The following is a 25,350-nucleotide window of genomic DNA, read 5'->3' as shown; positions in this document are numbered from 1 at the left end:
AGGGGAAGATGTGAGTATGCGCCAAGCCATGATCATTAGTAATCCATCGTCAGGTAAGGAAGAGGCCGAGCAGTATGTGTCCCAAGTCAGAGAAATTCTGGAGTCACAGCAGTATGAGGTGGTTGTTAATGAGACGGCCGGGGAAGGTGATGCCACCAACTACTGTCTGAGCGCCTGCAAAGACGGCTGTGATCTGGTCATCTCCATCGGAGGCGACGGTACACTGCATGAGACGATTAACGGCATGATGGATCAGGATCATCGTCCCCGACTGGGCATTATACCGCTAGGTACGGTGAATGATTTTGCGCGAGCGCTGAATATCTCGCTTGACCCGGAAGAAGCCATTAGGCAGTTATGTTCGAATCAGACCCATATCGTGGATATGGGGAAAATCAATGATCGCCTGTTTGCTAACGTTGTGGCTGCGGGTTCTTTGGCAGAAGCTTTGTTCTCCGTATCTTCAGAAGAGAAGTCGAAGTTGGGATCATTCGCATATCTCAAAGAAGGCTTGAAAGATCTGGTGAATACACCAGCCAATCATCTAACCATCGAATATGACGGACAGATCTGGGAGGGGGAATCGCCACTTTTCCTGGCGGCGCTGACCAACTCGGTTGGAGGATTCGAGAAGTTGTCTCCGGATGCAGAGGTGGACGATGGTTTGATACATTGTTTTGTTGTTCGTAATATCAGTGTGTTCAACAGTCTGACCCTTGGCACTTCCCTTTTATTTGGCAGTCTGAAAGACCATAAGGACGTGGACTATTTTACAGCCAAAGAAGTTCATGTTCGCTCAGACGAAGCCATTCGCACCAATGTAGATGGGGAAGAAGGTCCTGCCCTGCCGATTCATATCCGTGTCCTGCCAAGGCATATTGAGGTTATCATACCGGAAGAAGTATAACTTGTTCTTTTGGATCTATAGGCTGGAATGAAGAACCTATCATTTCTCCATATGAAAGTAGGATAAATCTATTGAAACCGATTGCAGATATATGTCACAATCAAAAGTAAGATACACGATAATATTCGAATATGGAGGGAAAACATCTTGAGAACGATTAAATTGGGCAGCAGTGCACTAGAAGTACCTGTAGTCGCGGTGGGCTGCATGCGGATTAATTCACTAGACGGTAAGGAAGCCGAACATTTTGTTCGTTCTGCAATGGAGGTTGGCGCGAATTTCTTTGACCATGCCGACATTTATGGCACAGGAACATGTGAGGAGATCTTCGCCGAAGCGGTACAGATGAATCCCCAAGTTCGTGAAAATATGATTCTTCAATCCAAATGTGGTATCCGCAAAGGCATGTTTGATTTCTCCAAAGAGCACATCCTGAATTCAGTCGATGGCATCCTGCAACGTCTGAAAACGGAATATCTTGACGTTCTGCTGCTGCACCGTCCAGATGCATTGGTTGAGCCGGAGGAAGTGGCTGAAGCCTTTGATCAACTGGAGCGCGAAGGTAAAGTGCGTCACTTCGGGGTATCCAACCAGAATCCGAACCAGATCGAATTGTTGAAAAAATACGTGAAACAGCCACTGGTAGCCAATCAGTTGCAGATGAGTATTACCAATACGACGATGATTGACAGTGGCATCAACGTGAACATGGAGAACGACGCTGCGGTTAACCGTGACGGCAGTATCCTGGATTATTGTCGTCTGCATGATATCACCATTCAGCCGTGGTCCCCGTTCCAGTACGGATTCTTCGAAGGTGTATTCCTGGGTAGCGACAAGTTCCCGGAATTGAATGCAAAGATTGACGAGATTGCTGCGAAGTATGACGTGAGCAATACAACGATTGCAATCGCATGGTTGCTTCGTCACCCTGCACAGATGCAACCTGTGACAGGCACGATGAATATTGAACGTCTGCAAGACTGTGTAAAAGCAGGAGATGTTCATCTCACTCGTCCAGAGTGGTATGAAATTTACCGTGCGGCAGGTAATATACTGCCTTAAATCCAAGTTATAGTGAGCATACTGACTGCTGAGTCAGTTGAGGACACGAGCCCGTGGATGGCTCGTGTTTTTTGTCTATTTTCAGGTTTGATGCCAGACGGGTTTCCGATATAAAATAAGGATATGATTGTCTGTTTTATAAAAGGATTAAAATGGTTTTAATACAAATTAGTTGAAATTATCATATTGACCGATACTTTCTAATTACATATAATTACTTTTGCATACCGATAATCCCGTTTATGTTTTTTATTTTGGAGGGTGGTGTTCGTTTGGAGTCGACAACCACGATACGCGATCACTTGGAAAGTTATCTGAAGCGTGAACAGATGTCCATTAGTCATTTTTCGGAAACGTCAGGGATTAATTCGGGTACGCTCAGCAATATTTTGAATAAAAATCGGCCAATTGCCATGCAGCAGTTGGATCGCATTACTTCCGCCATGAGACTGGAAGAAGGTTACTTCTATGAGTTATACATAGATGAGTGTTTTGTGCACGCGACCCCGGACTGGCGAAGACTGGGACCCTTCCTTCATCGCTGTGCCGAGTTGGACAAATTGGACTGTATTGAAGAGGTTATTCGTCTAATGATGGATAATCTATCTTATATTCCTTTGTTATTTGATGTGGCTGAAGAATTCTACCAAGCGGGTAAATTCAAACCGGCCATTCTTCTATATGAGAACATTGCTGAAAGCGAGAAAATGCAACATTCCGAGCGGCTTGCACTCTGTCAGTATCGACTATTCCGGTTGGGACTGACCAATGATCAGCAGCGGAATCTGATTATTGCAGCACGGTTCGAATATTATGTGGATCGGCTGGATGAGCGCTATCAATTGGATGCGCTTAACGAACTAATTAATGCATTTGGAGCGTTGCATAGATGGAACAAGGTTCAGGAGTTATCTGAAAAATTGAAAATAAAAGCGTCCATCCATTATGAGATGAATGGCCGAAGGAAACAAGAAGAGACCAAAAGACCAATTGTCTTCTATATTCTGTACTCCGATCTAGCTGCAGGAAGTGCCTGTTATCATTTGAAAGACTACACTGGGGCACTTAAATATGTTTCTTTATATTCGGATAATCACTGGGTGAAGAACCCGGATAAAGATGAAATCGTTGTTATGAATCAGTTTCAGGAATGGGCTGAAGCGAATCGATATATATATCATTTAATGGGTGGTCATTTTGAGGTGTTACCTGATTATCTGGCGTATATCTCGACGAAGGAAAATGAGATATTCCCAGCGCTGTGTGATATTGTAACAGCGGCTAATCGTTATGATAAGGATATTGATCATGTTCTCAAACAGTATGAATCGTACTTCACTTATCAGGAACAGAGCAACCGAATTGGCAAAGTGAGCAGACAGGTTACGGATGATCGATATTTACGACTTTTAGCAGATTTAGGTGCATATTATTTAAAGAAAGACGAGTTCCATTTAGGGATAGAATTTGTTCTGGATAGTTTGAAATTTTCTATTGAAATTAGCAGTGGACGAGGTATGCTTAGAGGTGTCGGACTGTTTGAGCAATACCGGGAATTTGCATCTGAGACGGCGAAAAAGCAATACAAAATGATAATTAGTGAGGTGCAGAAACTCAATGAAGAGAAAGTTGGCTTTGCTGATAGCTACCTGTAGTATCGTTGTATTCATCGTAGCCCCTGCTACGGAACCTGTCCCAGGCAAGGAAATCCCGAACCCCGAAATTATGAGACCGGCTGATCATGGATTTGGAACTTAACAAAAGTAAAGAGCGCTTCTGATTTATTCAGAAGCGTTCTTTTTTTGTGTATCAAAGTGGAAGAATAAGTATGTCGTATCTCACATGCGCTTTTGATTGGCATAATACACTAAAATATGACAAAAAGGAGGGATACTATGGATCGCCTGGATTTGATATCACGGATCGAAGATGCCAGACAGTTGTTATATCGCATGCATATGGAATACGGCAGTCTGCTTCATCCGGAAGTGATCCAGCAATCCGTAGTCCTGGACGGGCTTATTAATCAATACAACAGAGCCAAGGTAGGAAAAGCGATGAATTAAGTTCGCCTATTTACATTTGAGTTTTTGTATACTATAGTTAGTTACATGAGTAACTAACCGACTAACTGACTAATGAATACGTATGAAAGTTGGAAGCACATGAAATCGACTTTGGATGAATCTCAGCCTATTTTTCATCAGATTGCCACGATGATTATGGACGATATTGTAGAGGGCAGATTGAAAGTGGAAGAACAGGTTCCCTCAACCAATGAACTGTCACGTTTCTACAATATCAATCCGGCTACAGCCCGCAAAGGACTGCAGGAACTCGTGGACAAGGGGATTATATACAAACAGCGAGGTGTTGGAATGTTTGTTGCAAAGGGAGCAAGAGAAGCATTGCTCGTTGAACGGAAACAAGATTTTTATGAAGAATACATCAAGCCTTTACTTGAAGAAGCCAGACGGATTCACATGAATGAAGACATGATCATTGATCTGATTCGCGGCAAGAAGGATAAGGAGAGTGAGTTATGATTCATATGGAGCAGGTCAACTACAGCTACCAGAAGACGCCCGTTCTGAACCAGATTACGCTACATGAGAGTGAGCCAATCATTAGTGCAATCTGGGGAAGAAATGGAGCGGGGAAAACAACCATGATGAGTTTACTGGCAGGGCATAACCGCCCGGACAGTGGAACCGTTCAGATCATGGGTCAAGACCCCTATAATAATCTGGCTTCCCAAGAGCATCTGTGTTACATCCAGGAGAATCATCCCCTGGGGAAAAACTGGACAGTTAGTGATATGGTTCAAATGGGACAATATTTTCATCCGCAGTGGAATCAGGATTTGGCGGAACGTTTAATCGATGTGTTCGAACTACCGGCGAAGAAGAAAATCATTAAATTTTCGAAAGGCATGAAGACTGCTGCCCAGATTATATTGGGTCTTGCCAGTAATGCAAAGATAACCATTCTGGATGAACCCACCAATGGGCTCGATGCTGAGAAGCGTAAATTCTTCTATAATGCGCTACTGGAAAGTTATGAAGATAACCCGCGTATGATTCTGATATCCAGCCATCACATTGAGGAGATTCAGCCTTTATGTGAGTCTCTTATCGTTTTGCAAGCCGGAGAGGTGTTGTTAAATCAACCGATGGAAGAGATGCGTGAAAAAGGGATTCTTCTAACAGGGGGAATTAATGATATCAACCGAGTCACAGCAGGTGTTAAAGTTATAGAGTCTTCCCAGATGGGATCAACTGTGAAAGTGATGATTGATGAGCCCTACTCGAAAATGTGGAAGGATATCGCTCATTCACAGGGGCTTTCTATTGAGAAAGCGACATTACAAGATTATTTGGTTAACAGAACCCGTAATCAAGAGGGGGTTAAACCATGAACGCAGTAAAAGGTACAAACCGACTGATTCGCGATGATATGCGTTTGTTTCTGACCATATTTTCATCCATCGCTCTAATGCTCACCGTTGTATATTTGGCCATTGGCTTCATATTTGATGTCTCGTATGCTACGCAACTGTTTGGTCCCATGTACGGAGGGATATGTGCGTTTGCAATCGGGGGAATGATTACACTGTTTCCGGTTGCGATTGGTATGGGCAGTACACGAATTCAATTTATGAAATCCTTCTATATGAACTCGGTATGGATGGTTGCAGGCACCATGGTTATTCTGCATGTGGCGTATTTCCTCATACACCTGCTTCAGGGAAAAGGAATTGTTGACGTAACCCTTTATCAACCGGGCATGTTGTATTCAAGCGAATATCATTTCTTATCCTACCTGTGGATCGATCTGATGTGCGGCTTTCTCGTACTGGGAATCTCTGTCTTCCCAACGGTTTGTTGGATGCGATTGGGGATGCGTAACTTCTTCATTATGTTCTTTGGGGTAGGTCTAATTATCACACTGATCGTTGTCTTCGCAGATTTTGGGGAGTGGATGAAGTGGTTTGCGAGTGTGAATATGATGACATTGTTTACCGTTCTAGGGTGTATTGGTGGTGCGCTACTTCTGTCTACGTACCCGATGATGAAGAATGCACCGCTTACCATGAAATCCAAAAAAGACTGACAGGAAACAGTTATAAAGGAACTGGGCAAGGAATCTAAGCGAAACTTCCTGTAAATATGAAAAACACGAGTGCGAACACGCCTCGTGTTTTTTGTAGCATATTAAATCACAGAATATACCTATTCAACAATCTTTGTGCGGAATTCCAAACTGAAATGTGTATGAGTTAAGCCTGAGCCTGCGGTTTGAATCCTTCGTCTTTGAGGTACTCGCCGGCTTCGCTACGCGTTTCAAAAGCCATATCCAGGTTATCACCGGAATACACATACCACATGTCATCTTCGTATTTTAAAGTCAGCGTATGTCCATCTTCATCGATCCACGTTCCGCCACCCGTAGAGGTTGTAGACAATGCAGGAGCAGCAGCTTTTACTTGTTCTGGCTCTTGGAATTCAGCTGCGTTGGGATTGTGAGACATCGCTTGGATCGTTTGATCTAACAATGTGCGCAGATCTGTTTCGGAGTAATCACGAATATTGACGAATCCTTTAGCATTGGTCTCATAGTTAGACAGTAGTCCTGCATAGATATAACCGTTTCCGTTAGGGTGAATATGGAGAGCAACAATTTTTTTATCATACGCACTATCCTCGTAGTGGAAATTAACTCGACCGAGAGAAACATCTTTGCGTTGCAGTTGGGGATACGATTGTAACACTTCTAGCTTTTGTTCCACGTTAAGCATAATTGCCTCCTGTAAATGTTCAATAGAGGTGATTATAACATGCCCTCCTGTTAATTTCCCGATAAAATGTTTCTCCCCAGTTCTTTCAGGTGTTCCATAACTTGCAGATAGGGATATGGCCCGTAGCTTACACGTGCTACACCCAGTGTGGCAAGCTGTTTTGGTGAAGGCTCAGGAGACGTAACCATAACGTTAATTGGCAGCGGTGAACGCTCACACAATTCCTGAATCAGTTGGTGATCCTGCAAACCGGGTACAAACAGACCACTGGCTCCTGCATCTGCATAATGGCTCGAACGTATAAGTGCTTCCTCCAGGAGAGAGTGGTTATGGTGTTCAGGTGCATGTTGCAGAAAAATATCTGTGCGGGCGTTAATGAACAACGGGATGCCTGCCTGCTGCGTAGCTTCCCGGGCGGCGGACAATCTCGGGCATTGCTCCTCCACAGTGTACAATCCCAAGCCAGCGGGAAGTTGATCTTCAATGTTGATTCCTACAGCACCATGATCGATGACTTGCAGGATATTTCGCTTCACTTCTGACACAAACCTCCCATACCCTCCCTCTATATCGATCGTTACAGGCAGATCCACGCTTGCTGTAATCCGTGCGAGATTGGCAAGCACCAGATGGAATTGCATGGCTTCACCATCGCGTTCACCGTGGGCCGCTGCAACGGACCAGCTTCCGGTAGCAATGGCCGTTGCTCCAGCGGATTGGATGGCTTGTGCGCTTCCGGCATCCCATACATTGACCAGAACAAGTGGTTTTCCTTTCACATGGTATTGTTGGAACAACGCTGCTTTTTCTTCTAAGGTACTCATATTATGTTGACTCTCCTTTGTTATATCATGCATTCCTTTGGACATTTGATGCGTACTTCATTACTTCATTCCGTTATTCGCAGCTATCCTGTTCCTGCCCCTGTTTCTCGTGAGTCAAAAGCCAGTTTTTGCGAGTTAATCCCCCGCCATATCCACCCAGTTCGCCACTGGCATTGATTACACGGTGGCATGGAATCACAATCGCAAGCTGATTGGCACCATTCGCCTGTGCCACAGCTCGGCAAGCAGTCGGTTTTCCCAGTGCATTTGCAATCTCCTGATATGACCTCGTTTCACCAGCCGGAATGGCCAGCAACTCGTCCCACACACGCTTTTGGAATGGTGTTCCTAAACAGAACAACGGTGTGTCGAATGCTGTCCGAATACCTTGAAAGTACTCGTTTAGTTCACGCTCAATGGACTGGATGGGAGCTGTAGTACCGGGCACAATCGCTGATTTGGTTCGTTTGCGCAGACGCTCAACTTCGCGTTCCAGACCTCTGCGGTCCACAAATTCCAGTAAATATAGCGACTCCTCATCAGCAATAGCCATCATCGGGCCGAGGCGGGTGTCAATCCAGGACGCTTTTAGGATATGTCCTTCATCGACTTGTGTAGGGGCAGCACCCATGATCCGTGAAAAGGCATCGCGGAAGCCGCTGCTTGATTCATATCCAGTAGATAATTGACTATCAATCACGGTGCGACCGGAGCGAATATTTTTCAGGGCAAGTCCCATGCGGCGAGCGCGAGCATATTCTACAAAGGTCATGCCGAACCGCTTCTTGAATTGTCGGCGAGCAGTGGATTCGTCGATGGAGAGGGCCTTGAAATCCTGTTCTTTCCAGCGTTTCTCCGGTTGTTTCTCCACAGCTTCCACTAATATGCGAACGACATCGGATACTTGGTTGGGGTGAGAGAGCGGGCGACAGCGCTGGCAAGGGCGATATGAGGCCAGAAGTGCCTGCTGAGCCGTCTCATAGAATTCGCAGTTTTCGAATTTTGGCTTTCGCGCCGGGCATGTGGGACGACAGAACACACCCGTGGTTCGGACCCCAACATAGAATAAACCCTCGTATTCCGAATCCTTGGCCACAAGCGCCTCGTAATATTGTTCCTTTAGATCAGCAGAAATCATGGGGCACGTCCTTACTCATTAGAATCTTTATCTATAACCTATTATAGAAAAACGTTACAGCAAGCATCGCCGAAAATCAGGCATGAATATTGGATAGATTAAATCGGATATAACATTGAAATTCGGTTGTTCAGAATTTGTTTAGAGTGAACTGGTAGTATAGACCTATCAGGGTAGGGATACTTAGGCAAAGATACCTATACAGTGAAAAAGTGAATTATTGATCATTCATTGTTATAGGAAAAATACATAGGTAAACATGAAATTAAAGATTAGCGGAATGAAAGTCTGGAGGTCGACTAGAATGAGATATTCTACGTACAAAAGTATTTATGAGTCCGTTTATACCAAAACGTCCGAGTCTCGCACCGTGTATGTTAAAGATCAATTCATGCAGCGTGTGAAGGCGCCATCTTGGCTAATGAAGATCGTCACTATAACTCTAATTATAATCATAGGGTGTAGTGCTGTATTCACTGCATTTGCCGGGGATGAGCAATTATTATCGGGTGACCAGATCGTTGTATCTCAGGGAGATACACTGTGGGGCATTTCATTGGCATATAAACCTCAGCAGATGGACACTCGTGTGTATGTAGAAGCAATCAAGAAAGTGAACAAAATCGAGCATAATGCCATCCAGATTGGACAAGTGTTGGTCTTGCCTGGGTTTGATCGATAAATTAAACAGTGCATGACGTCATGAACAGAGTTCTTTTTTTACTCATCGAGGTGCAGTTACATACTGAATTTATTAATCATTTACATATAATGGAGCTTCATGTGGGACGATATGGTGTAGTGATTAGTAAGTAGTATGTTGGATATATGTACTGTAAATGGATGAAGGGAGAATTAGATGATGAAAATAAATATAAAGAAATCTGCACTTTGCATGTCTGTGCTATGTATTTCGTTATTAGTCACTGCCTGTGGCACTAGTGGAGAATCAGTTCAGGAGCACGCCTATCCGCAATCGAAGCAACCCGTAGAGGAAGCTGGGGAAAACTCTGTTCCGAATGCGGATGCGAAGAATAACAATGATCAAGGTAGTGCCAGTGGTGATGAGGGCAAGCCTACGGCTCAATCGGAATCCACTGAACCGTCTGAGCAGATTGATATCGTCATTGACCAGTCGGAGAAACCGAGTGAGGGTAACAGCTTTGATTTTGGATTCAAGCAGGTTCCGAAGGGCTATACACTAACGGAGATGCGATGGACGTCTAACACGGTTACGATTGTGAATTCACTACAGGAAGCCATTGAACATGGTGGAAATGGTGAAGAGGGGTTCTACTTTAGCGGCAATGGACAATTCTCCGGCTTTATCTATTCGGATGAGATGAAGGGTGAGCGGGGCAAAGCCACATTTGTCTTCACAAATGATGAGGGGAACGAAATCATGTCCGAAAAAGAAATTACGTTGAAGTAGCAGGCACATCATGAAGGCTCCGACTGGAGCCTGTTGAACAGGAAAAGCAGCCACTTGGGCTGCTTTTTTTGACATACATAATTACAAGCTCGCCGATCTATCCGTTCTGTTGCTACATAAAGTCAAAGAAATAACGGACCACGTGGAACATAACCGGCGAGGTATAGGTCAGGCTGTCGACCCGGCTCAGGTAGCTTTTTTTGAGCGAATCGAACTTATTGTCATCTCCGATTAACAGATCGCGCTTCAGTACAGACACCGTCAGACTGCCGAAGAATCCAGCCAAACTGATCAAGACCCCGATGAATAGCGAGAATTTCCAATCAAATGGCGTCAGGTAGGGATGGATAAAATAAGACGTTGCTGTCGTTACAATAAACGCACACGCGAACCCTTCCCAGGTGACAAAAGGATTGGCGGTAGGCACCACTTTTCGTTTGCCCAGATAGATAGAGACCAGATAGTGCACCACATCATTAAGCTGTGTTAACACGACTAGGAACAACACCAGCTTGGACCCGTACTCCGGTGTGGCAAAAGGAAAATAGGCCAGGTGGCTCAGTCCAAACACCATCAGCATCAGTCCCCATTGTGTGGAGCTGACACTGCGTAGGAACCCGACCGTACCTTTGTTGATCAGACGAGGCAGGGGCAGCACCAGGAACACATATAGTGGAATAAACACGATAAACATGCCATACCATCCAATGTAGATCCAGTAGAACTGAACCGGAATTGCCAGATACGCCCATAGGAACAGCCTGCGGTCGGCTTTGCGTGTACTGCGAATCATGGAGAAGTATTCTTTGAGTGAGAAGAATGCAAGCACCATGAGGGAGATGAGGGACACGATGGGGTTAAAAAGGGTGGCGAGGCAGAAGATCACAAACATACCCCACCAGGTTTTGATTTTTTGGCCGATGCCTGAATAGTCTTTGCTTGGCTGGAGCTTTGCAATAATTTTGTACACGATATGTATCACAAGTAAAGCTGTGAAGATTAACGTTAGTGTAAAGAGTGAACTGCTCACGTACTGATCACCTGCTTATTCAAAGTAAGATTCCATTATAGGGTACCTATGTTATTATGAAGGAATAGTACCGACTTGATAAGGGGAAATTTTGCTATGACAGATGAACGCTCCATCTATATCTTGCTTACGAATACAGGAACGCTGTTTACCAAGGTTATTCAGAGTTATACCCGAGCGCCATATAATCACGCATCGATCTCGTTTGACCGGGAGTTAACCGAGCTGTACAGCTTCGGACGTAAACATCCGAGCAATCCGCTAAATGGCGGGTTTGTGAAGGAAGATATTCAGACAGGTACATACAGCAAATATCCCAATACCACATGTGTCATATACAAGCTTCAGGTGACGGATCGTGAAGTGGAAAAGATGAAACGTGTGCTGCACATCTTCATCCGCAGCCGCCAGAAATATATGTACAATCTGCTCGGCGTGATTGGCATTACACTCAAGGAACCGGTGGAGTTCAGCAACTCCTACTTCTGCTCCCAATTTGTAGCTGAGATTCTACAGCGTTCGGGAATCAAATTGTGGAATAAGCTGCCTGCGCTGGTGACACCGGATGATTTTCGCCAGAGTGAACGATTGCAATTGGTCTATGAAGGAAAGTTAAGCGAGTATACGCTGGGGAATGCAGAGCAAGAGTAGGGTAGGTGCGTGTGCTGGTGCTTGCCAAGCAAATCCAATCATGAAATAGCCTGCTGCCACGGATAACGAGGCAGCAGGCTATTTGTGTACTTCATGTAGATGATGGTGAGGATGAGGATCGGTCGAAATTAACCTCTTCAAGGAATTCGATCACTTCACCATTCGGACTGTGGACGAGCGCATTTCTAACCAGAAGTGCAGGTTCACCAAGCGATATCCAATCCGGTTCAACATAGGCCTTGGCTCCATGGGCGAGCGCTCGCTCATAGATATCTTCTACATCATGCACGTAAAAGGCGAAATGTAACAGTGCGCCGTGCCGGACCGCTTCAGGAGAGGTGGCAGGTTCACCCTCCGCTGGAATGACAGCTTTTGGGTCAAATACCTCAATACAGGTGCGATAATCCGGAGAGATCAGCATACATGCGCGATAGTCTGATAGTAGGTCATAGATAACATGTTTAACAAAAAAATGTTGAATTATGACGAAAAAAATGAAATAAACCCCCATCTTTCATATATATTATGGAAATCACCCCTTTTTTTTGCTCCAATGTTCAGAATCCGTTCAGAGTTGTGTACTACAATAGGCCTATCTTTTGAAAGCGAGATTAGGGGGATAAGAAATATGCAGTACAGAAAAATAGTGAACATATTGCTCATTTTGCTATTGGTAGCACCATGGTTGGCACCAGTAGGAAAGGTTAGCGCAGAAGTATCGTATCCGGTACCGGGGAAAAATGGTCTAATTACAGTAAAGAACATTGGTGATGACTCGGTTGAACTAAGTTGGGAGTATGCCGAGTCAGTTACAACGTCTTCACCTGATCTGAATTATCAAGTATTCGTCTCCCAGGCACCTAATATCAAAGATATGGAGGAAATCAGCGGATTTCCACAATACGCCTATGGTAATTGGGTTGGTGGTAGCGATTCCGAAACAGGTATATTCACCAAAGTGATTACCGATTTAGTCGAAGGGGAAACGTATTATTTTAATGTAATCGTTCAGGATAGAAATAATATGGAAATTGCATACCAGATGCAATCCATAACATTTACATCGAATACCTTGCTAAGCGAATTCAACAATGTTATTGGGGCAAATTTTGATGCCTCAAGAATAAGTGAGCTACTTCAAAATACGAGCTTCATCACCATGGTTCCAGCATTTGAATCACTTCCTCCTGATGAACAGAATGCAATCATATCGTTAGTGGGACATTCCCATCTACCAGATGGTAAATATCTGAACACGGATCAAATTCAATTTACGGTTGATCTGGCATTCCAAGGTCTATTAGTTATGCGTGAACATCAATTGCCTGTTATGCAAGCTAAGCTAACCTCTTATTTTGAGAAACTAGCTAGTGCGAACAATGTATTCAGCCCAGCGTATTTAAGTGCGATTCAGCCACAACTGTATCAGTATCTATTGGGGGCCGATCTAGATAAAAACATATTATCATATTCAGTTAATCTAGATAGAATTGGAAATGATCTATCACTAGAACAGTCTGTGATGAATCTCAATATGATGCTTAGTCAAAGTTTCTATTTCACCAAAGCATCAACGACTAACGAAATGAATGAAGCTTTAACAGGGCTATATAAAATTCAACAAAAAGCGGAGCAATATAAGGGAACTCCTAAGGAGAGCTTCATAGGGATATTCCCGCTTGATTTCCATAAAATGCAGATTATTTCTTCTAATGTTGCGGAAATGGAACGGTTGTCAAAGTGGATGTTGGATAGAAAGCCAAATGGGGGTTACACCAATTACAGTGAGATACAAATAGCTTTCAATAACTTCTTCTTCCCGATGATTCCACCACTACCGACATTCCCACCATTCCCACCAATTCAGCCAATACCGGTAGCACCAGCAGTAAGCGTAGATGACAATGTAAATGTCATTGTTGATGCCGATGAGACTATGGAATACACTCAGAACAATGGCGAAAATTGGTTTGTTTACAGCTCCACGAACCCACCCCAATTTGAAGGGAATACAACGGTATGGGTTCGTGTTAAGGCAAACGGAAGTAATACTGCAAGCCTCTATAAGATCTTGGTTTTTACTCAGAATATAGAAACAGACTCACTTGAGTTATTGAATCTAGCTAAGAGTAATGAAGATGTAAAAGGTGTGCTTGCCGCAATCCAAGGTTCCACGTTGGGACTCGGACTGCCTGTAGATTTCAGTGATTGGAGCAACGATGAGAAAGAATCTGTAGCTGTATTTGTCACTTTAATGAATGGGGCAAAGGAATATGTGAGTAAAGAACAAGTACAATATGTACTTGATATGGCTGTAGAACCACGAAACCTCTTTAATAAACCTGCACTGACTGATGTTGAGGAGAATATCAATGCTTATTTTTCCAAATTATTAAATTTACCTGAAGTTTTTAGCATAAACCTCGACCCAAGTATTCAATCACTATATAAAGTAGGGAAAATGTATGAAAATTTGTCTGTTGTAGATAAACAAATTTTTGCATACCGCATGAAATTTTACTCAATGCGTGATGAGATTCCTTCATATCAGAACAGAGATCAACTTTCTACGTCGTTATCTACTTATAATGCAATCAATGATGTAACTACTCAAACCAAGATGTATAATGCTTTGGTACGTCTTCGTTTGGTACAGAAGGAATCAACACAGTATAACAATCTCCCTAGTACTATCAAATATATGGTAGAGTTTCCGCTTAACATGGACAAAGTGGATAGCATAGATTATGCGACATATAAAAAACTTGCCCAGTGGATGATTGATAAGCGTCCAGTTGGTGGTTATGAAAACTATAAAAACATCCAAAAAACTTTTGATCAGTTCTTTAATCCAGCAGATCCTTTGAAGGTAATCAACGAAGCGAGAGCTACGAAGAATACTGATGCTATCCTGGGAGTAATTACTCAACCGGAATGGTTGGATCTTCCGGCTGGCTTTGACACTCTCCAACCTGAGGAGAAGAAAGCCATAGCTAATGTGGTAATGACCTTTTTACCGAGTGACTATGCCTATAATCTTAAGAAACAAGTAGAATATGCTGTGAAAATTGGATATAAAGGCATCCAAACGATCAAACAAACAGACAGGATCCTTTTCCAACAGCATTTGAATGAGTTCTATTCCCTTTTTGTTGAGTCAACAGAGTACTTTGAATATCCAGGGATGGAAATGTTTAAAGAGTTAGGTCAAAAATATTTAAATGCATCCAATGTGGATAAAGAGTTGCTTGCTTATACCGCAAAACGTCTGTTTCAGGGTTCGGATCTTTCAATTGAACAGGTTTACGGTGCTTCTTTAATGTTAGTCATGAATTATTCCTACATTAATGATGCTAGAGGCGTTAGCGAGATGCAGAATGCCATGCTGATGCTATACAGCTTCCAACAATCGACTGAGGCGATGGAACCTTACGAACCATTCCTACTTAAGTTGAACGCTATGAAGGATCTAGTAGAAGATGAGAATCGAATGGGGAAACTCGCCCAATGGATGCTGGACCGCAAGCCTGCTAACGGATACAGCAGTATTAGCGAAGTGCAGACAGCATTTGATCGTTTCTTCGATCAGGTCATAATTATTAATCCAACACCAACACCAACACCAACACCAACACCATCAACTGGCGGTGGAAGTGGAGGAGGATCTTCACCTGTAACCCCTACACCTGCACCAACAACGAAACAAGAACAGATCGTGGTTGACGTTAATGGAACAAACGGCACCAACCTGACCAAAACACCAATCACACGTACAACGGAAATCAACGGCACGATCAAAGATCTGGTGAAGATGACCGAAGCGATTGCCAAGGAATCCGTTGAAAAAGCGAAGCAATTGAACATGAACACCGCACGCATTGTTATTCCAGACACCAAAGATTCCGTGTCCGAGACACGGATTGAACTGCCTAAAGCAGCGGTAAAAGAACTAAATGATGGCTCGCTCAAGTTGGAGATTTCCACTGAGAATGTAGTGATTTCCGTTCCTACGAATTCCATCGCCGGATTCGATCAAGACTTATACTTCCGCGTTGTACCTTTGAAAAAGGAATCAGAGCGCAAAGAAGTCGAAGAGCGTGCGAAGAAAGAGCAATTGATTCAACAAGTTGCTCCGAATACGAATGTTCGTGTATTGGCTCGTCCGGTAGAGATCGACACAAATATGCAGAGCCGCGAAGTGACACTCACGTTGCCACTGCGTGACAGTCTGCCAACCGATCCGGCTGCTCGTCAGCAAGCATTGGACAACCTGGCGATCTACATCGAACACAGTGACGGCACAAAAGAATTGATTCAAGGCAAATTGGTGAAACTCGCGGATAACAGCGAAGGCATCGAATTTACCGTAACAAAATTCAGTACGTTCACCCTCGTTGTTGTGGATGGACTGAAAGCTTCACAAGGTACACACCAACCGTACATCCAAGGATTTGGTACAGATTTCCGCCCAGATGCATTCGTAACGCGTGCACAGATGGCAGCCATGCTGGCTCGCAATCTTTCAACTGAAGCGGCAGTAGGTTCCACCAATAGCATGAGTTACAAGGATGTATCTGCGACACACTGGGCAACAAATGAAATTCAAAAAGCACAATCTGCAGGTATCATGAACGGCATGAGCAACACCCAATTTGCACCGGAAGGTTCGATCACCCGTGCACAGATGGCAACGATTGCGTATCGCTGGATGCAGCAACAAGCGAGTAATACAACAGTGAATGGTACAGCAGTGTCCTTCACAGATGTATCCGCAGATCTGTGGGCAGCAGATGCGATTGCATACGTGCAATCCGCTGGCCTGATGGTTGGTTATAACGATGGTACATTCAAACCGGATAGCAAGCTGACACGTGCGGAAGCGGTGAAAGTGCTGAATGTATTGTTCAACCGCACACCCCTAACTGGCGCAGTTACGCCAACGTTCAGTGATGTACCAGCCACACACTGGGCATATGCAGATATCGAAGCTGCAGCGCAAAAGTAATATTTTTAAAAGAAAAAAGGGGTCTTAATGCAGTAGCATATGGAAAAGAGAACCTCTAATGACGGATAGGATATGACAATACAATAGATAGAATAAAAAGAGAGCTGTTCCAAAAGCCATACATGGGCTAGGAACAGCTCCTTTTTGCGGTTTAGTGTGACTCAACAAGGGTACGTCAGATCGTCTAGGTTTGTTAGCGCTTGGTCACCCATTAGTTATTCTGTTTACGCAGTTGTACTACTCTTTATCGGGCGTGTGTGCAGCATTCTCATAAAACTTACCATCCCGCAACTGATCCACGAATCCTTGTAGCCAGACGTAGTATTGCTCCGCATGTTGGAGTTTGTGCAGATCACGCAGTGCATCATCTCGATCTTTGGAAGAGGTATGTTCCGAAAGGATCATGGCCGATAGGTCAGGAATGACCTCACGAATGCCTTCTAACATGACATCTACTTCCCGTTGTAGCTTGGCCCCGAAGAAATTCTGGAACGTACGATAGAAGTCGGTCTCAGCCAGATATTGATCCTGGCGCTCCTTCTTTTCCTCCAGTTTATAGATCATCTGTGATTCTGTAAGCGAACGAACCGCGTAGCTCATGTTGCTCTTGCTCATATTCATCGAGTTTTTCATCTCTTCAAGTGTCATCGGTCGATCCTCAAAATACATGATGCCGTATAATTTGCCAAACGTATGATTAACCCCATATAGATCCATCGTATTGGCGATAGCCTCAATGACTCTCTCCCTCAGCGCATGCCGATCAGGTAACGAAGAATGATTCGGGTTCCCGGCGGTTTCTTTTCCCACAATGTCACCTCTGGTTTATGATAGCGTTCCCACTAGCTGCCTCATATTTTACATGACTTGCTCCAATTTTAACATAAGCCGGAATTAGAATTTTCAATACGAGTGTACAATCAATTTTGTACAGAATAAATATAAAGCTGATTATACTCAAAAATTCCCAATCATTAAAGAAAAATTGAACAGTAAGGAGTGGGGGATTTGCGTTTAAAACTATGGAGGGAGTCTGAGGCGGTCCTATTCACGCTGCCAGCTCTAATCCCATTGCTGATCTTCTGGCTGGGACCTCTGGGATATATCGTTTATCTCAGTTTCACCGATTGGGATTTCATGAGCCCGGACAAGCTGTTCGTTGGATTGGACAATTACAGTTATCTGCTGACAAACTCTGAATTCTATCGATCACTGAAAGTAACCTTGTTATTCGGACTTGGAAGTGTAATCCCAACTATTGTGGGCGGATTGGCACTTGCGATGCTCATGAATAGCAAGATCAAATCATCCGGCATCTTCCGGACATTACTCTTCTCACCTTGGGTCACCCCGACAGTTGCGGTGTCCATTGCGTGGTCCTGGATCTTTGAACCCGAAGTGGGACTCGCTAATCTGATGCTGGGCTGGGTTGGCGTATCTCCGATCGGATGGTTGCGTGACGCGGACTGGGCACTGGTTGCCGTTCTGATCGTCACACTCTGGAAGTCGATCGGGTGGGCGATGGTATTTTATCTCGTTGCGCTACGAAGTCTACCGTCCGATCTGCTCGAAGCAGCTTCAATCGATGGAGCCAACGGTTGGGACAAGTTCAGAAGTATCACATTGCCGCTGATCTCACCAACGACATTTTTTCTCTCGATTATTCTTACCATCCAGTCCTTGCAAGCCTATGACCAGATTAATGTCATGACGCAGGGTGGACCAGCGGGATCAACGAGAACGTTACTGTACATGTATTACCAGTCTGCCTTCGAATCCTTTAACGTAGGTGAAGCTTCGTCTATCGCCGTTGTGATTATTCTGATCTGCGTGTTGCTGTCGGGAGTATCCTTCCTGCTTGGCAGACGTCTGGTGCACTACTAATGACAATGACATTGCCTACCAAAAAGTCTAAACGGATGAAGCGCAAGGAGTTGCAGAATGTGTCACAACCGAATTTTAAAATAAGTAAATTGATCCGCTACCTTCTGTTAGCCATTATCGCGCTGGGTACAGCCTTTCCCTTCTATTGGATGGTCATTAGCGGGTTCAAAACCAATGATGAGATCTGGCAGTTCCCGCCGACCTTCTGGCCAGAGACGTTCCTGTGGAGCAACTACGTGGATGCCTGGAATGCGGCACCATTTGCCCGTTACATCCTGAACAGTACCGGGGTGGCCTTAGCCATCTGTCTATTTCAGATCGTCAACTCCAGTATGATGGCGTACGCCCTGACACATATGAAATTCCGTCTCAAAGGTGTACTGACATCCCTGATTCTGGTGGGTTATATGATACCGAGTACGGCCGTGTATCTGCCTAGTTACCTGGTGCTTAGTGAGCTTAACTTGCTGGATTCCTACACAGGCTTAATTGTATCCAACTGTGTCAGCGTGTTCTCGATCTTTCTGATCCGGCAGGCGTTCATGCAGGTATCTCATGAATTGGTGGAAGCCGGACAGCTGGACGGTGCTTCTCATTTTCGGATTCTCTGGACGATTATCACGCCGCTTGTACGCTCAAGTTTCGCTGTGATGGTGCTAATTACGTTCATTGAACAGTACAACAACTATTTCTGGCCTATGCTCATCACCAAAGACCCTGATTTACAGCTGGTATCAGCGGGTCTGCGCAGCTTCTTTGTAGAAGGTGGGGCATATGGTCTGGCCTGGCCACAGATTATGGCTGCGAGTGCCTTCACCATCGCACCCCTACTTATTCTCTTCCTGTTCACCCAGAAGACGATCATGCAGAGCGTGAATATTACGGCTGGTGTGAACAAGAACTGAGATTAACTACCTTACTATATAAATTGAAATAAACATTTACACAAAACGAAGAGGACAGAAATAATCTGAAGAAGCGAAGCGCTCGCCTTTATCCCCGGATTTTACCTTTATAAAAAGGAATCAAAAAAATCTGGGGATAACAGCGATCGGAAGGTTGTTCTGTCATTGGAGTGGCTAGTGTAAATATTGTTTAGTTCAATTTATGCAAACTACCATTTCACCTAAAACGGGAGGAACAACAATGAATTGGAGTCAGGCAAGCATGACATGGAAAAAGAGATTGAGGTTGAACTGGAAGGGTGGCATGTCGCTGGTACTCGCGACCAGCTTTGCGCTACTGACGGCTTGTGGAACACAAGCACCCGCAGAATCAGGCACAACGGCTGCTGCCAGTGGAACCGAAGCTCAGGCGAAAGATCCGGTGGAGATTGAGTTCTGGTATGGTCTGGGTGGTAATCTGGGCGATAACATGAAAAAGACGATTGATGCGTTCAACACCTCCCAGAACGAAGTCGTTGTAAAAGGGATTGTACAAGCAGATTACACGGAAACGGAACAGAAGCTGCAAGCAGCAATTGCTTCCAAGAAGGTTCCAGCCGCTGTACTCAGCTCCAATATAGACTGGGCACGCAAAGGATATTATGCACCCATGGATGAGATGATTGCCGCTGATCCGAATTTTAAGAAAGACGATTTCATTCAGACATTCCTGAACCAGGGACAGGTGGATGGAAAGCAATACTTTTTGCCAATGTACGGTACAACCCAGATCATGTATTACCGCATGGATACGTTCAAGGAGAACGGAATCGACCCAGCGAGTCTGACGACATGGGAGAAGCTGGCTGAGGCGGCTGCGAAGATAAGCAAACAAGAAAATGGCAAGATCACCTTCTATGGTTGGGAACCGATGTGGGGTAGAGACAATATGATCGATGCCGTGCTGGGTAAGGGCGGACAGATTCTTAGCGACGATGGCAAAACCGTCATGATCGACTCTCCGGAATGGATCGAGACATGGGACTTGTTCCGTAAATGGATCAACGAAGACAAAATTATGGGTATTCACTATGGAGGTCAGGGCTGGGAGTACTGGTACAAAACGATTGATGATGTGATGAAAAATAAAGCAGCAGGTTATACCGGATCTAGCGGTGACCAAGGGGACTTGGACTTTAGCGTAGTCGCTGCCATGCAACAACCAGGCTGGGAAGGTGTTGGTGAAGGAAAACCGGTAGCCAGTGCCATTTCGGCAGGTATTCCGTCAGCTGCAACTCCTGAACAACAACAGGCAGCTTACAAGTGGCTTACGTATTTCTCTGAGACTTCGAACACAGCTTCATGGTCCATGAACACCGGATATATCGCAGTTCGTCAATCGGCTCAACAAGATCCAGAGTTCATGAAATTCAGTGAGGAAAATCCACAGGTCACTGTACCACTGCAACAGGCAGCTCACGCTTCGGCTCCATTCCAGGATCCAACGGGTGGCAAGATCAATGATGCATTGAAAGATGCAGCTGATCAGGTTCAGATCAATAATATGCCAGCAGAACAAGCGCTGAAGGAAGCGAAAGAGAAAGCGCAGAAGGAACTGGATCGTGTAGCAAAATAATAATCGTATACAGGCATGTGAATTAAGCGAAAAGGGCGGTACATGCTGTACCGTCCTTTTCGTTCATACAAGATCGCAGACAAGGAGTTTAACCAATGCAAGATGAGACGTATGTGGACGGATTACCAAATCCGATTGAAGCCGTTTTGTTTGACAAGGACGGGACATTGCTTGATTTTACAGGTATGTGGGGATTCTGGACCGATTGTGTGTTGAACGACTTCAGAGATCAGTTGGCAATCCGAGGACTGCGTATCAACACAGAGGAACTTCCGCAGATCTGGGGTACATTCCACGATGAACAAGGCCGAATGAATGGGTATGACGTGCGAGGGCCGCTTGCGATGGGAACCATGGATGAAGTGTATGCCGTGCTGACGTGGCATGGATATCGTGCGGGTCTCAGCTGGGCGGAAGCCAAGATTATGGTTCGGGGATGCTTGGCGCGAGCGGAGGAAGAGATGGAGCAGCATCGTCCAGCACGTCCGTTACCGGGCGTTCGTGAATTCCTTGAACAGTGCCGTAGCGAATGCGTGGTTATGGGTGTAGTGACGGCAGATGATACACCAAGTGCAATTAAACATTTGCAGTGGATGGGACTAGAATCCTTTTTTGACGTGGTGATTGGTACGGATCTGGTGGAGCGGGGCAAACCTTTTCCCGATATGCTTCTGCTTGCCTGTGAACGGTTGGGTGTATCTGTGCAGCATACGGTGGTCATTGGAGATACGGACGGAGACATGGAGATGGCACGAACCGCTGGTGCGGGGTACAGGATTGGCATTGGAGAACCGGGAAAAATCCGCTTGGCGGATAGAACGATTCAATCCTTCCATGAATTGCTGAATGGTGGGCTGAATCGATGACGAACAGTCACGCCTACTTGGGCTGGGTCCTGTTGGCACTGGCCATCGGGCTGGAACTGAGCGCTACCATTTTGCTGAAAGTATCGGATGGATTCTCGCGGTTATGGCCTTCGGTGTTGATGTTTGTCTGTTATGGCGCAAGCTTTACCTTTCTCAACTTTGCAGTGAAGTATATGCCGCTGGCTGTAGCTTATGCGATCTGGTCTGGCGTGGGCATTACGCTTATTGGCGTCGTGGGGCATTACTATTTTGGTGAACGTCTGCGGCTCACGTCGATGGTCTGGATCGGTTTTATTCTGATTGGCATTATTGGACTGAAATGGAGTGATTCCTGATGGGAAATGAACATACACCGGAGCAACCTCTTGCTACCTTCCAAGTCATTACAGATACGCATGTACGGGATGAGGCAGACCACATTCATAACCGACATTTGGATCTGGCACTTGCTGATATGGCCACGTATAGTCAGGGTAGCAGTGGGATTATGCATGTGGGCGATGTGACGGATCGAGGTCTGCCGAGCGAGTACCGTGAGTTGCAACGTATATGGAAGCAACATGCGGAGCACTTGCCGGATATCCGGTACACGGTAGGTAACCATGATATTGGAGCCGTGGTATGGCAAGATCCACCGATCGTTTTGCTTGAGATGAAAGAGGATGAAGTAGCCGAGTTGTTAGAGCAAGAGGCCGATATGGAGCTGGTTCAAAAACAAACCGCTGCTGAATCAGCTGCACTGATTGAGCAGTTATCAGGTGGAACTTATACGTTGTCTGCTGCGCCTTCGGAGCAGGAGGGTCAAGATGGGGGACCGATCTCTTCAGGAGTCGACCCCATTACAGTTGCCGGGTTATGGCAGCGTCGATTAAGTAATTTTGAAGGGACAACCGGCATGAGGGGCTCTTACCACGACCATTGGATTGATGGGTATCATTATATTTTCCTGGGCACCGAGCAACCTCATCCGAAGGATTGCGATATGTCGGCTGAACAATTGGCGTGGCTGGATGCCAAATTGTCTGAGCATGCAACACCGAATCAACCGATCTTTCTCTTCTTACACCAGCCGCTTATGGATACGGTGGCAGGATCGATGAAGGAACAAGGCTGGTATGGTGTGAATCAGGATGCAGAACTCAAGGCCGTTCTAGCCAAATACCCGCAAGCGATCCTGTTCTCGGGTCACACCCATTGGCAGCTGGAGGCACAGCATACGATGTACGATGGTGCAGGCCAGATGCCAACCATGTTCAATGCGTCGTCTGTAGGTTATCTCTGGACGGATCAGGATGAACATCTGGAGGGCAGTGAAGGACTTCATGTGGAGGTTTATAAGGATCGAGTGGTTGTGAAGGGACGGAACTTTGTTACGGGTGAATGGATCGAGGGTGCTGCGTTTACGGTGCATTATCCTGTAGAAGGTTAGTTATTAGGATAGTCAACGGGAAGGGGTCATTCTAAGGGTCAATATCATTAAGATAAGTTAGATTTGATGATACTGCTCAAAGGGTGGCCTTTTTGGTGTCCATCTTAAAGGTATGTATCAGATCATCCACCCCATAAAGTTCCACGTGAAACGTAGTAGGGGCATATAATACTGGGTAAAGTTGTAAATGGGTGTTCGTACAAATTATACTCAAATAAGTACACATTAACTTATTAATCGTTAGTCTAACCTATTCATGGAGAGGAAGTAGAGGCGGCATATGAAAGAACTTCAAGTTGCAACGAAGTACGGTACAGTTCAAGGCGAGCTTTTGCATGGTGCAAGCGTATGGAAGGGCATTCCCTACGCGAAACCCCCAGTAGGTGAATTACGTTTCCAGGCTCCGATACAACCCGAGTCATGGGATGGAATCAGACAGGCCACTCAATTTGGACCTGAGAATATACAACCTCGAAATCATCAACCAGAAGGCCTGACAGAACTTCCGAATGAGTCAGAAGATAGTCTATATCTGAACATCTGGGCGCCTAAGGAAAAAAGCGCGGAACCACTGCCGGTCATGGTATGGATTCACGGCGGCTCTTTCGTATCAGGTTCAGGTAGCCAGCCTATGTATGATGGTACGCAGTTAGCGGTTCGGGGTGAGGTCATCGTTGTGACAATCAACTACCGACTCGGACCTTTGGGTTTCCTTCACATGGCCCCATTGGATGATTCATTTGTATCCAATGCAGGTCTGCTGGATCAGGTTGCGGCGTTACAATGGGTGAAGGACAATATCTCTGCTTTTGGTGGTAACCCGGACCAGGTTACGGTGTTCGGCGAATCAGCAGGCAGCATGAGTATTGCGGCGTTGATGGCGATGCCAGCGGCCAAAGGACACTTCCATCGTGCCATTATGGAGAGCGGTGCTTCACAATTCATGCCGGCAGAGCAAGCTTCAGCTATGCGGGAAGGGATACTGAATATTCTTGGCGTGGACCGGGATAATCTGCAGAAGCTAAGTACAATCCCTGTAGAACAGATTATTGTAGCTGCTGAAACGGCCAAACAGCAGAGCGGAGCGGGCATGGCATTATTCTTCCAACCTGTATTGGATGGGGAGATACTTCCACAGGTTCCACTGCAGGCGGTGAGCGAAGGATCAGCACAGGACATCCCGGTGCTGATTGGTACAACATTGCACGAGGGTGCACTGTTCATCCAGCCGCATGTACCGTATTCAAAAGAAATCGATATGGTTCAGGGCGTAGACTTTATGACACCAGATCTGCAGAACCGGGTATCCATCGCGGACAGTTATCCGAAAACGGCTGATGGACAAGCTCAAGTTATGACCGATATGTTCTTCTGGCGGTCATCGCTGCAATATGCTGCGGCACAGCAGAAGTATGCCCCCGTGTGGATGTATCGATTTGATTGGGTCATGCCGGAACATCCCCTGTTGAAAAGAGCAATTCACAGCATCGAAATGTTCTTTGTGTTCAATACACTGCATGTCCTTAAATTCATGAATGCGGAGCCCGACGAAGCTGCGTCGGTACTTGCTCTCAAGGTACAGGATGCATGGATTTCCTTTGCCAAGAATGGCAAACCTGAGGTTGCAGGTGTGAACTGGCCTGAATATGAGCAGGATCGTGCGACACTAATCTTCAACCATGAGATTGAGGTTGTACATGATCCGGATTCAGCCAAGCGAGAGCTGTTAGGGTTATAATCCAGGCTGGTTATTGTGTATGGATACTCTAAATAGTTGCAATGAGCAAATTAAAAAGAGGAC

Annotated in this window: 24 protein-coding genes; 18 read left to right on the top strand and 6 right to left on the bottom strand. The window is 45.3% G+C overall.

Going from position 1 to position 25,350, the window contains the following annotated elements; genetic code table 11:
* Positions 1 to 16 precede the first annotated feature (16 nt).
* The 7 genes from NST33_RS30485 (at position 17) to NST33_RS30455 (ending at position 6,085) form a co-directional block, all read left to right on the top strand.
* Positions 17 to 907: a diacylglycerol kinase family protein gene (locus NST33_RS30485; RefSeq protein WP_221820287.1), complete on the top strand. Its 891-nt coding sequence runs from the start codon at positions 17 to 19 to the stop codon at positions 905 to 907.
* 147 nt (positions 908 to 1,054) lie between these two features.
* Complete coding sequence (locus tag NST33_RS30480) at positions 1,055 to 1,972, top strand: aldo/keto reductase family oxidoreductase (protein WP_076213731.1); 918 nt, start codon at positions 1,055 to 1,057, stop codon at positions 1,970 to 1,972.
* Between the two features lie 272 nt (positions 1,973 to 2,244).
* Positions 2,245 to 3,627: a transcriptional regulator gene (locus NST33_RS30475; RefSeq protein ID WP_221820075.1), complete on the top strand. Its 1,383-nt coding sequence runs from the start codon at positions 2,245 to 2,247 to the stop codon at positions 3,625 to 3,627.
* Positions 3,628 to 3,867: 240 nt separating this feature from the next.
* A complete protein-coding gene (locus tag NST33_RS30470) occupies positions 3,868 to 4,038 on the top strand; it encodes an aspartyl-phosphate phosphatase Spo0E family protein (protein ID WP_017691550.1) in 171 nt (56 codons plus the stop codon).
* A gap of 99 nt (positions 4,039 to 4,137) precedes the next feature.
* Entirely contained in the window at positions 4,138 to 4,518 is a 381-nt protein-coding gene (locus NST33_RS30465) for a GntR family transcriptional regulator (protein WP_036611682.1), read from the top strand.
* Positions 4,515 to 5,390, top strand: a complete 876-nt coding sequence (locus tag NST33_RS30460; protein WP_221820074.1) for an ABC transporter ATP-binding protein — start codon at positions 4,515 to 4,517, stop codon at positions 5,388 to 5,390. The genes NST33_RS30465 and NST33_RS30460 overlap by 4 nt, the downstream gene beginning before the upstream one ends.
* Positions 5,387 to 6,085 carry a hypothetical protein gene (locus NST33_RS30455; protein ID WP_221820072.1) on the top strand — a complete coding sequence of 233 codons (699 nt, stop codon included), beginning with the start codon at positions 5,387 to 5,389 and terminating at the stop codon, positions 6,083 to 6,085. Before NST33_RS30460 ends, NST33_RS30455 begins: the two co-directional genes overlap by 4 nt.
* 166 nt (positions 6,086 to 6,251) lie before the next feature.
* Here the strand turns inward: NST33_RS30455 and NST33_RS30450 are convergent, their stop codons facing one another.
* From NST33_RS30450 to NST33_RS30440, 3 genes are all read right to left on the bottom strand, one after another.
* Positions 6,252 to 6,770, bottom strand: coding sequence for a hypothetical protein (locus NST33_RS30450; protein WP_221820071.1), 519 nt, complete (start codon positions 6,768 to 6,770; stop codon positions 6,252 to 6,254).
* Positions 6,771 to 6,820: 50 nt separating this feature from the next.
* Positions 6,821 to 7,594, bottom strand: a complete 774-nt coding sequence (locus NST33_RS30445) for an isocitrate lyase/phosphoenolpyruvate mutase family protein (protein ID WP_221820070.1) — start codon at positions 7,592 to 7,594, stop codon at positions 6,821 to 6,823.
* 73 nt (positions 7,595 to 7,667) lie between these two features.
* Positions 7,668 to 8,732: a trifunctional transcriptional activator/DNA repair protein Ada/methylated-DNA--[protein]-cysteine S-methyltransferase gene (locus tag NST33_RS30440; protein WP_221820069.1), complete on the bottom strand. Its 1,065-nt coding sequence runs from the start codon at positions 8,730 to 8,732 to the stop codon at positions 7,668 to 7,670.
* Positions 8,733 to 9,036: 304 nt separating this feature from the next.
* Here NST33_RS30440 and NST33_RS30435 point away from each other — a divergent pair, with 304 nt between their 5' ends.
* The gene (locus NST33_RS30435) at positions 9,037 to 9,414 is read left to right on the top strand and encodes a LysM peptidoglycan-binding domain-containing protein (RefSeq protein WP_221820068.1); all 378 of its coding nucleotides are present in this window, start codon (positions 9,037 to 9,039) and stop codon (positions 9,412 to 9,414) included.
* 177 nt (positions 9,415 to 9,591) lie between these two features.
* Entirely contained in the window at positions 9,592 to 10,164 is a 573-nt protein-coding gene (locus NST33_RS30430; RefSeq protein WP_339306229.1) for a hypothetical protein, read from the top strand.
* A gap of 112 nt (positions 10,165 to 10,276) precedes the next feature.
* Here NST33_RS30430 and NST33_RS30425 read toward each other — a convergent pair whose 3' ends face one another.
* Positions 10,277 to 11,194, bottom strand: a complete 918-nt coding sequence (locus NST33_RS30425; protein WP_221820064.1) for a phosphatidate cytidylyltransferase — start codon at positions 11,192 to 11,194, stop codon at positions 10,277 to 10,279.
* A gap of 96 nt (positions 11,195 to 11,290) precedes the next feature.
* On the opposite strand from NST33_RS30425, the gene NST33_RS30420 reads away from it, so the two are divergent.
* Positions 11,291 to 11,845: a hypothetical protein gene (locus tag NST33_RS30420; protein ID WP_169482236.1), complete on the top strand. Its 555-nt coding sequence runs from the start codon at positions 11,291 to 11,293 to the stop codon at positions 11,843 to 11,845.
* A gap of 91 nt (positions 11,846 to 11,936) precedes the next feature.
* On the opposite strand, the gene NST33_RS30415 is transcribed toward NST33_RS30420, so the two are convergent.
* Positions 11,937 to 12,266: a hypothetical protein gene (locus NST33_RS30415; RefSeq protein ID WP_339306227.1), complete on the bottom strand. Its 330-nt coding sequence runs from the start codon at positions 12,264 to 12,266 to the stop codon at positions 11,937 to 11,939.
* A 207-nt stretch (positions 12,267 to 12,473) separates the two neighbouring features.
* Here NST33_RS30415 and NST33_RS30410 point away from each other — a divergent pair, with 207 nt between their 5' ends.
* Entirely contained in the window at positions 12,474 to 16,850 is a 4,377-nt protein-coding gene (locus tag NST33_RS30410) for a DUF4073 domain-containing protein (protein ID WP_339306225.1), read from the top strand.
* A 237-nt stretch (positions 16,851 to 17,087) separates the two neighbouring features.
* Here NST33_RS30410 and NST33_RS30405 read toward each other — a convergent pair whose 3' ends face one another.
* Positions 17,088 to 17,660, bottom strand: coding sequence for a transcriptional regulator (locus NST33_RS30405; protein ID WP_076213761.1), 573 nt, complete (start codon positions 17,658 to 17,660; stop codon positions 17,088 to 17,090).
* Between the two features lie 198 nt (positions 17,661 to 17,858).
* On the opposite strand from NST33_RS30405, the gene NST33_RS30400 reads away from it, so the two are divergent.
* The 7 genes from NST33_RS30400 to NST33_RS30370 all read left to right on the top strand — a co-directional run bounded on the left by NST33_RS30400 (position 17,859) and on the right by NST33_RS30370 (position 25,287).
* Positions 17,859 to 18,734: a sugar ABC transporter permease gene (locus tag NST33_RS30400; protein ID WP_339306223.1), complete on the top strand. Its 876-nt coding sequence runs from the start codon at positions 17,859 to 17,861 to the stop codon at positions 18,732 to 18,734.
* A 59-nt stretch (positions 18,735 to 18,793) separates the two neighbouring features.
* On the top strand, positions 18,794 to 19,639 hold the full coding sequence (locus NST33_RS30395) for a carbohydrate ABC transporter permease (RefSeq protein ID WP_223199815.1): 846 nt from the start codon (positions 18,794 to 18,796) through the stop codon (positions 19,637 to 19,639).
* 241 nt (positions 19,640 to 19,880) lie between these two features.
* On the top strand, positions 19,881 to 21,254 hold the full coding sequence (locus NST33_RS30390) for an ABC transporter substrate-binding protein (RefSeq protein ID WP_339306221.1): 1,374 nt from the start codon (positions 19,881 to 19,883) through the stop codon (positions 21,252 to 21,254).
* A 95-nt stretch (positions 21,255 to 21,349) separates the two neighbouring features.
* Positions 21,350 to 22,120, top strand: coding sequence for an HAD family hydrolase (locus NST33_RS30385; protein ID WP_339306219.1), 771 nt, complete (start codon positions 21,350 to 21,352; stop codon positions 22,118 to 22,120).
* Positions 22,117 to 22,455 (top strand): multidrug efflux SMR transporter, encoded by a 339-nt coding sequence (locus tag NST33_RS30380; RefSeq protein WP_051447260.1) that lies wholly within the window; start codon positions 22,117 to 22,119, stop codon positions 22,453 to 22,455. The genes NST33_RS30385 and NST33_RS30380 overlap by 4 nt, the downstream gene beginning before the upstream one ends.
* A complete protein-coding gene (locus NST33_RS30375) occupies positions 22,455 to 23,549 on the top strand; it encodes a metallophosphoesterase family protein (protein ID WP_339306217.1) in 1,095 nt (364 codons plus the stop codon). The genes NST33_RS30380 and NST33_RS30375 overlap by 1 nt, the downstream gene beginning before the upstream one ends.
* 280 nt (positions 23,550 to 23,829) lie before the next feature.
* Positions 23,830 to 25,287 (top strand): carboxylesterase/lipase family protein, encoded by a 1,458-nt coding sequence (locus tag NST33_RS30370; protein ID WP_339306215.1) that lies wholly within the window; start codon positions 23,830 to 23,832, stop codon positions 25,285 to 25,287.
* Positions 25,288 to 25,350 lie beyond the last annotated feature (63 nt).

It is taken from the genome of Paenibacillus sp. FSL L8-0435 (assembly GCF_037965655.1).
Lineage (GTDB): Bacteria > Bacillota > Bacilli > Paenibacillales > Paenibacillaceae > Paenibacillus.
This window is presented reverse-complemented; position numbering and strand designations above follow the sequence as displayed.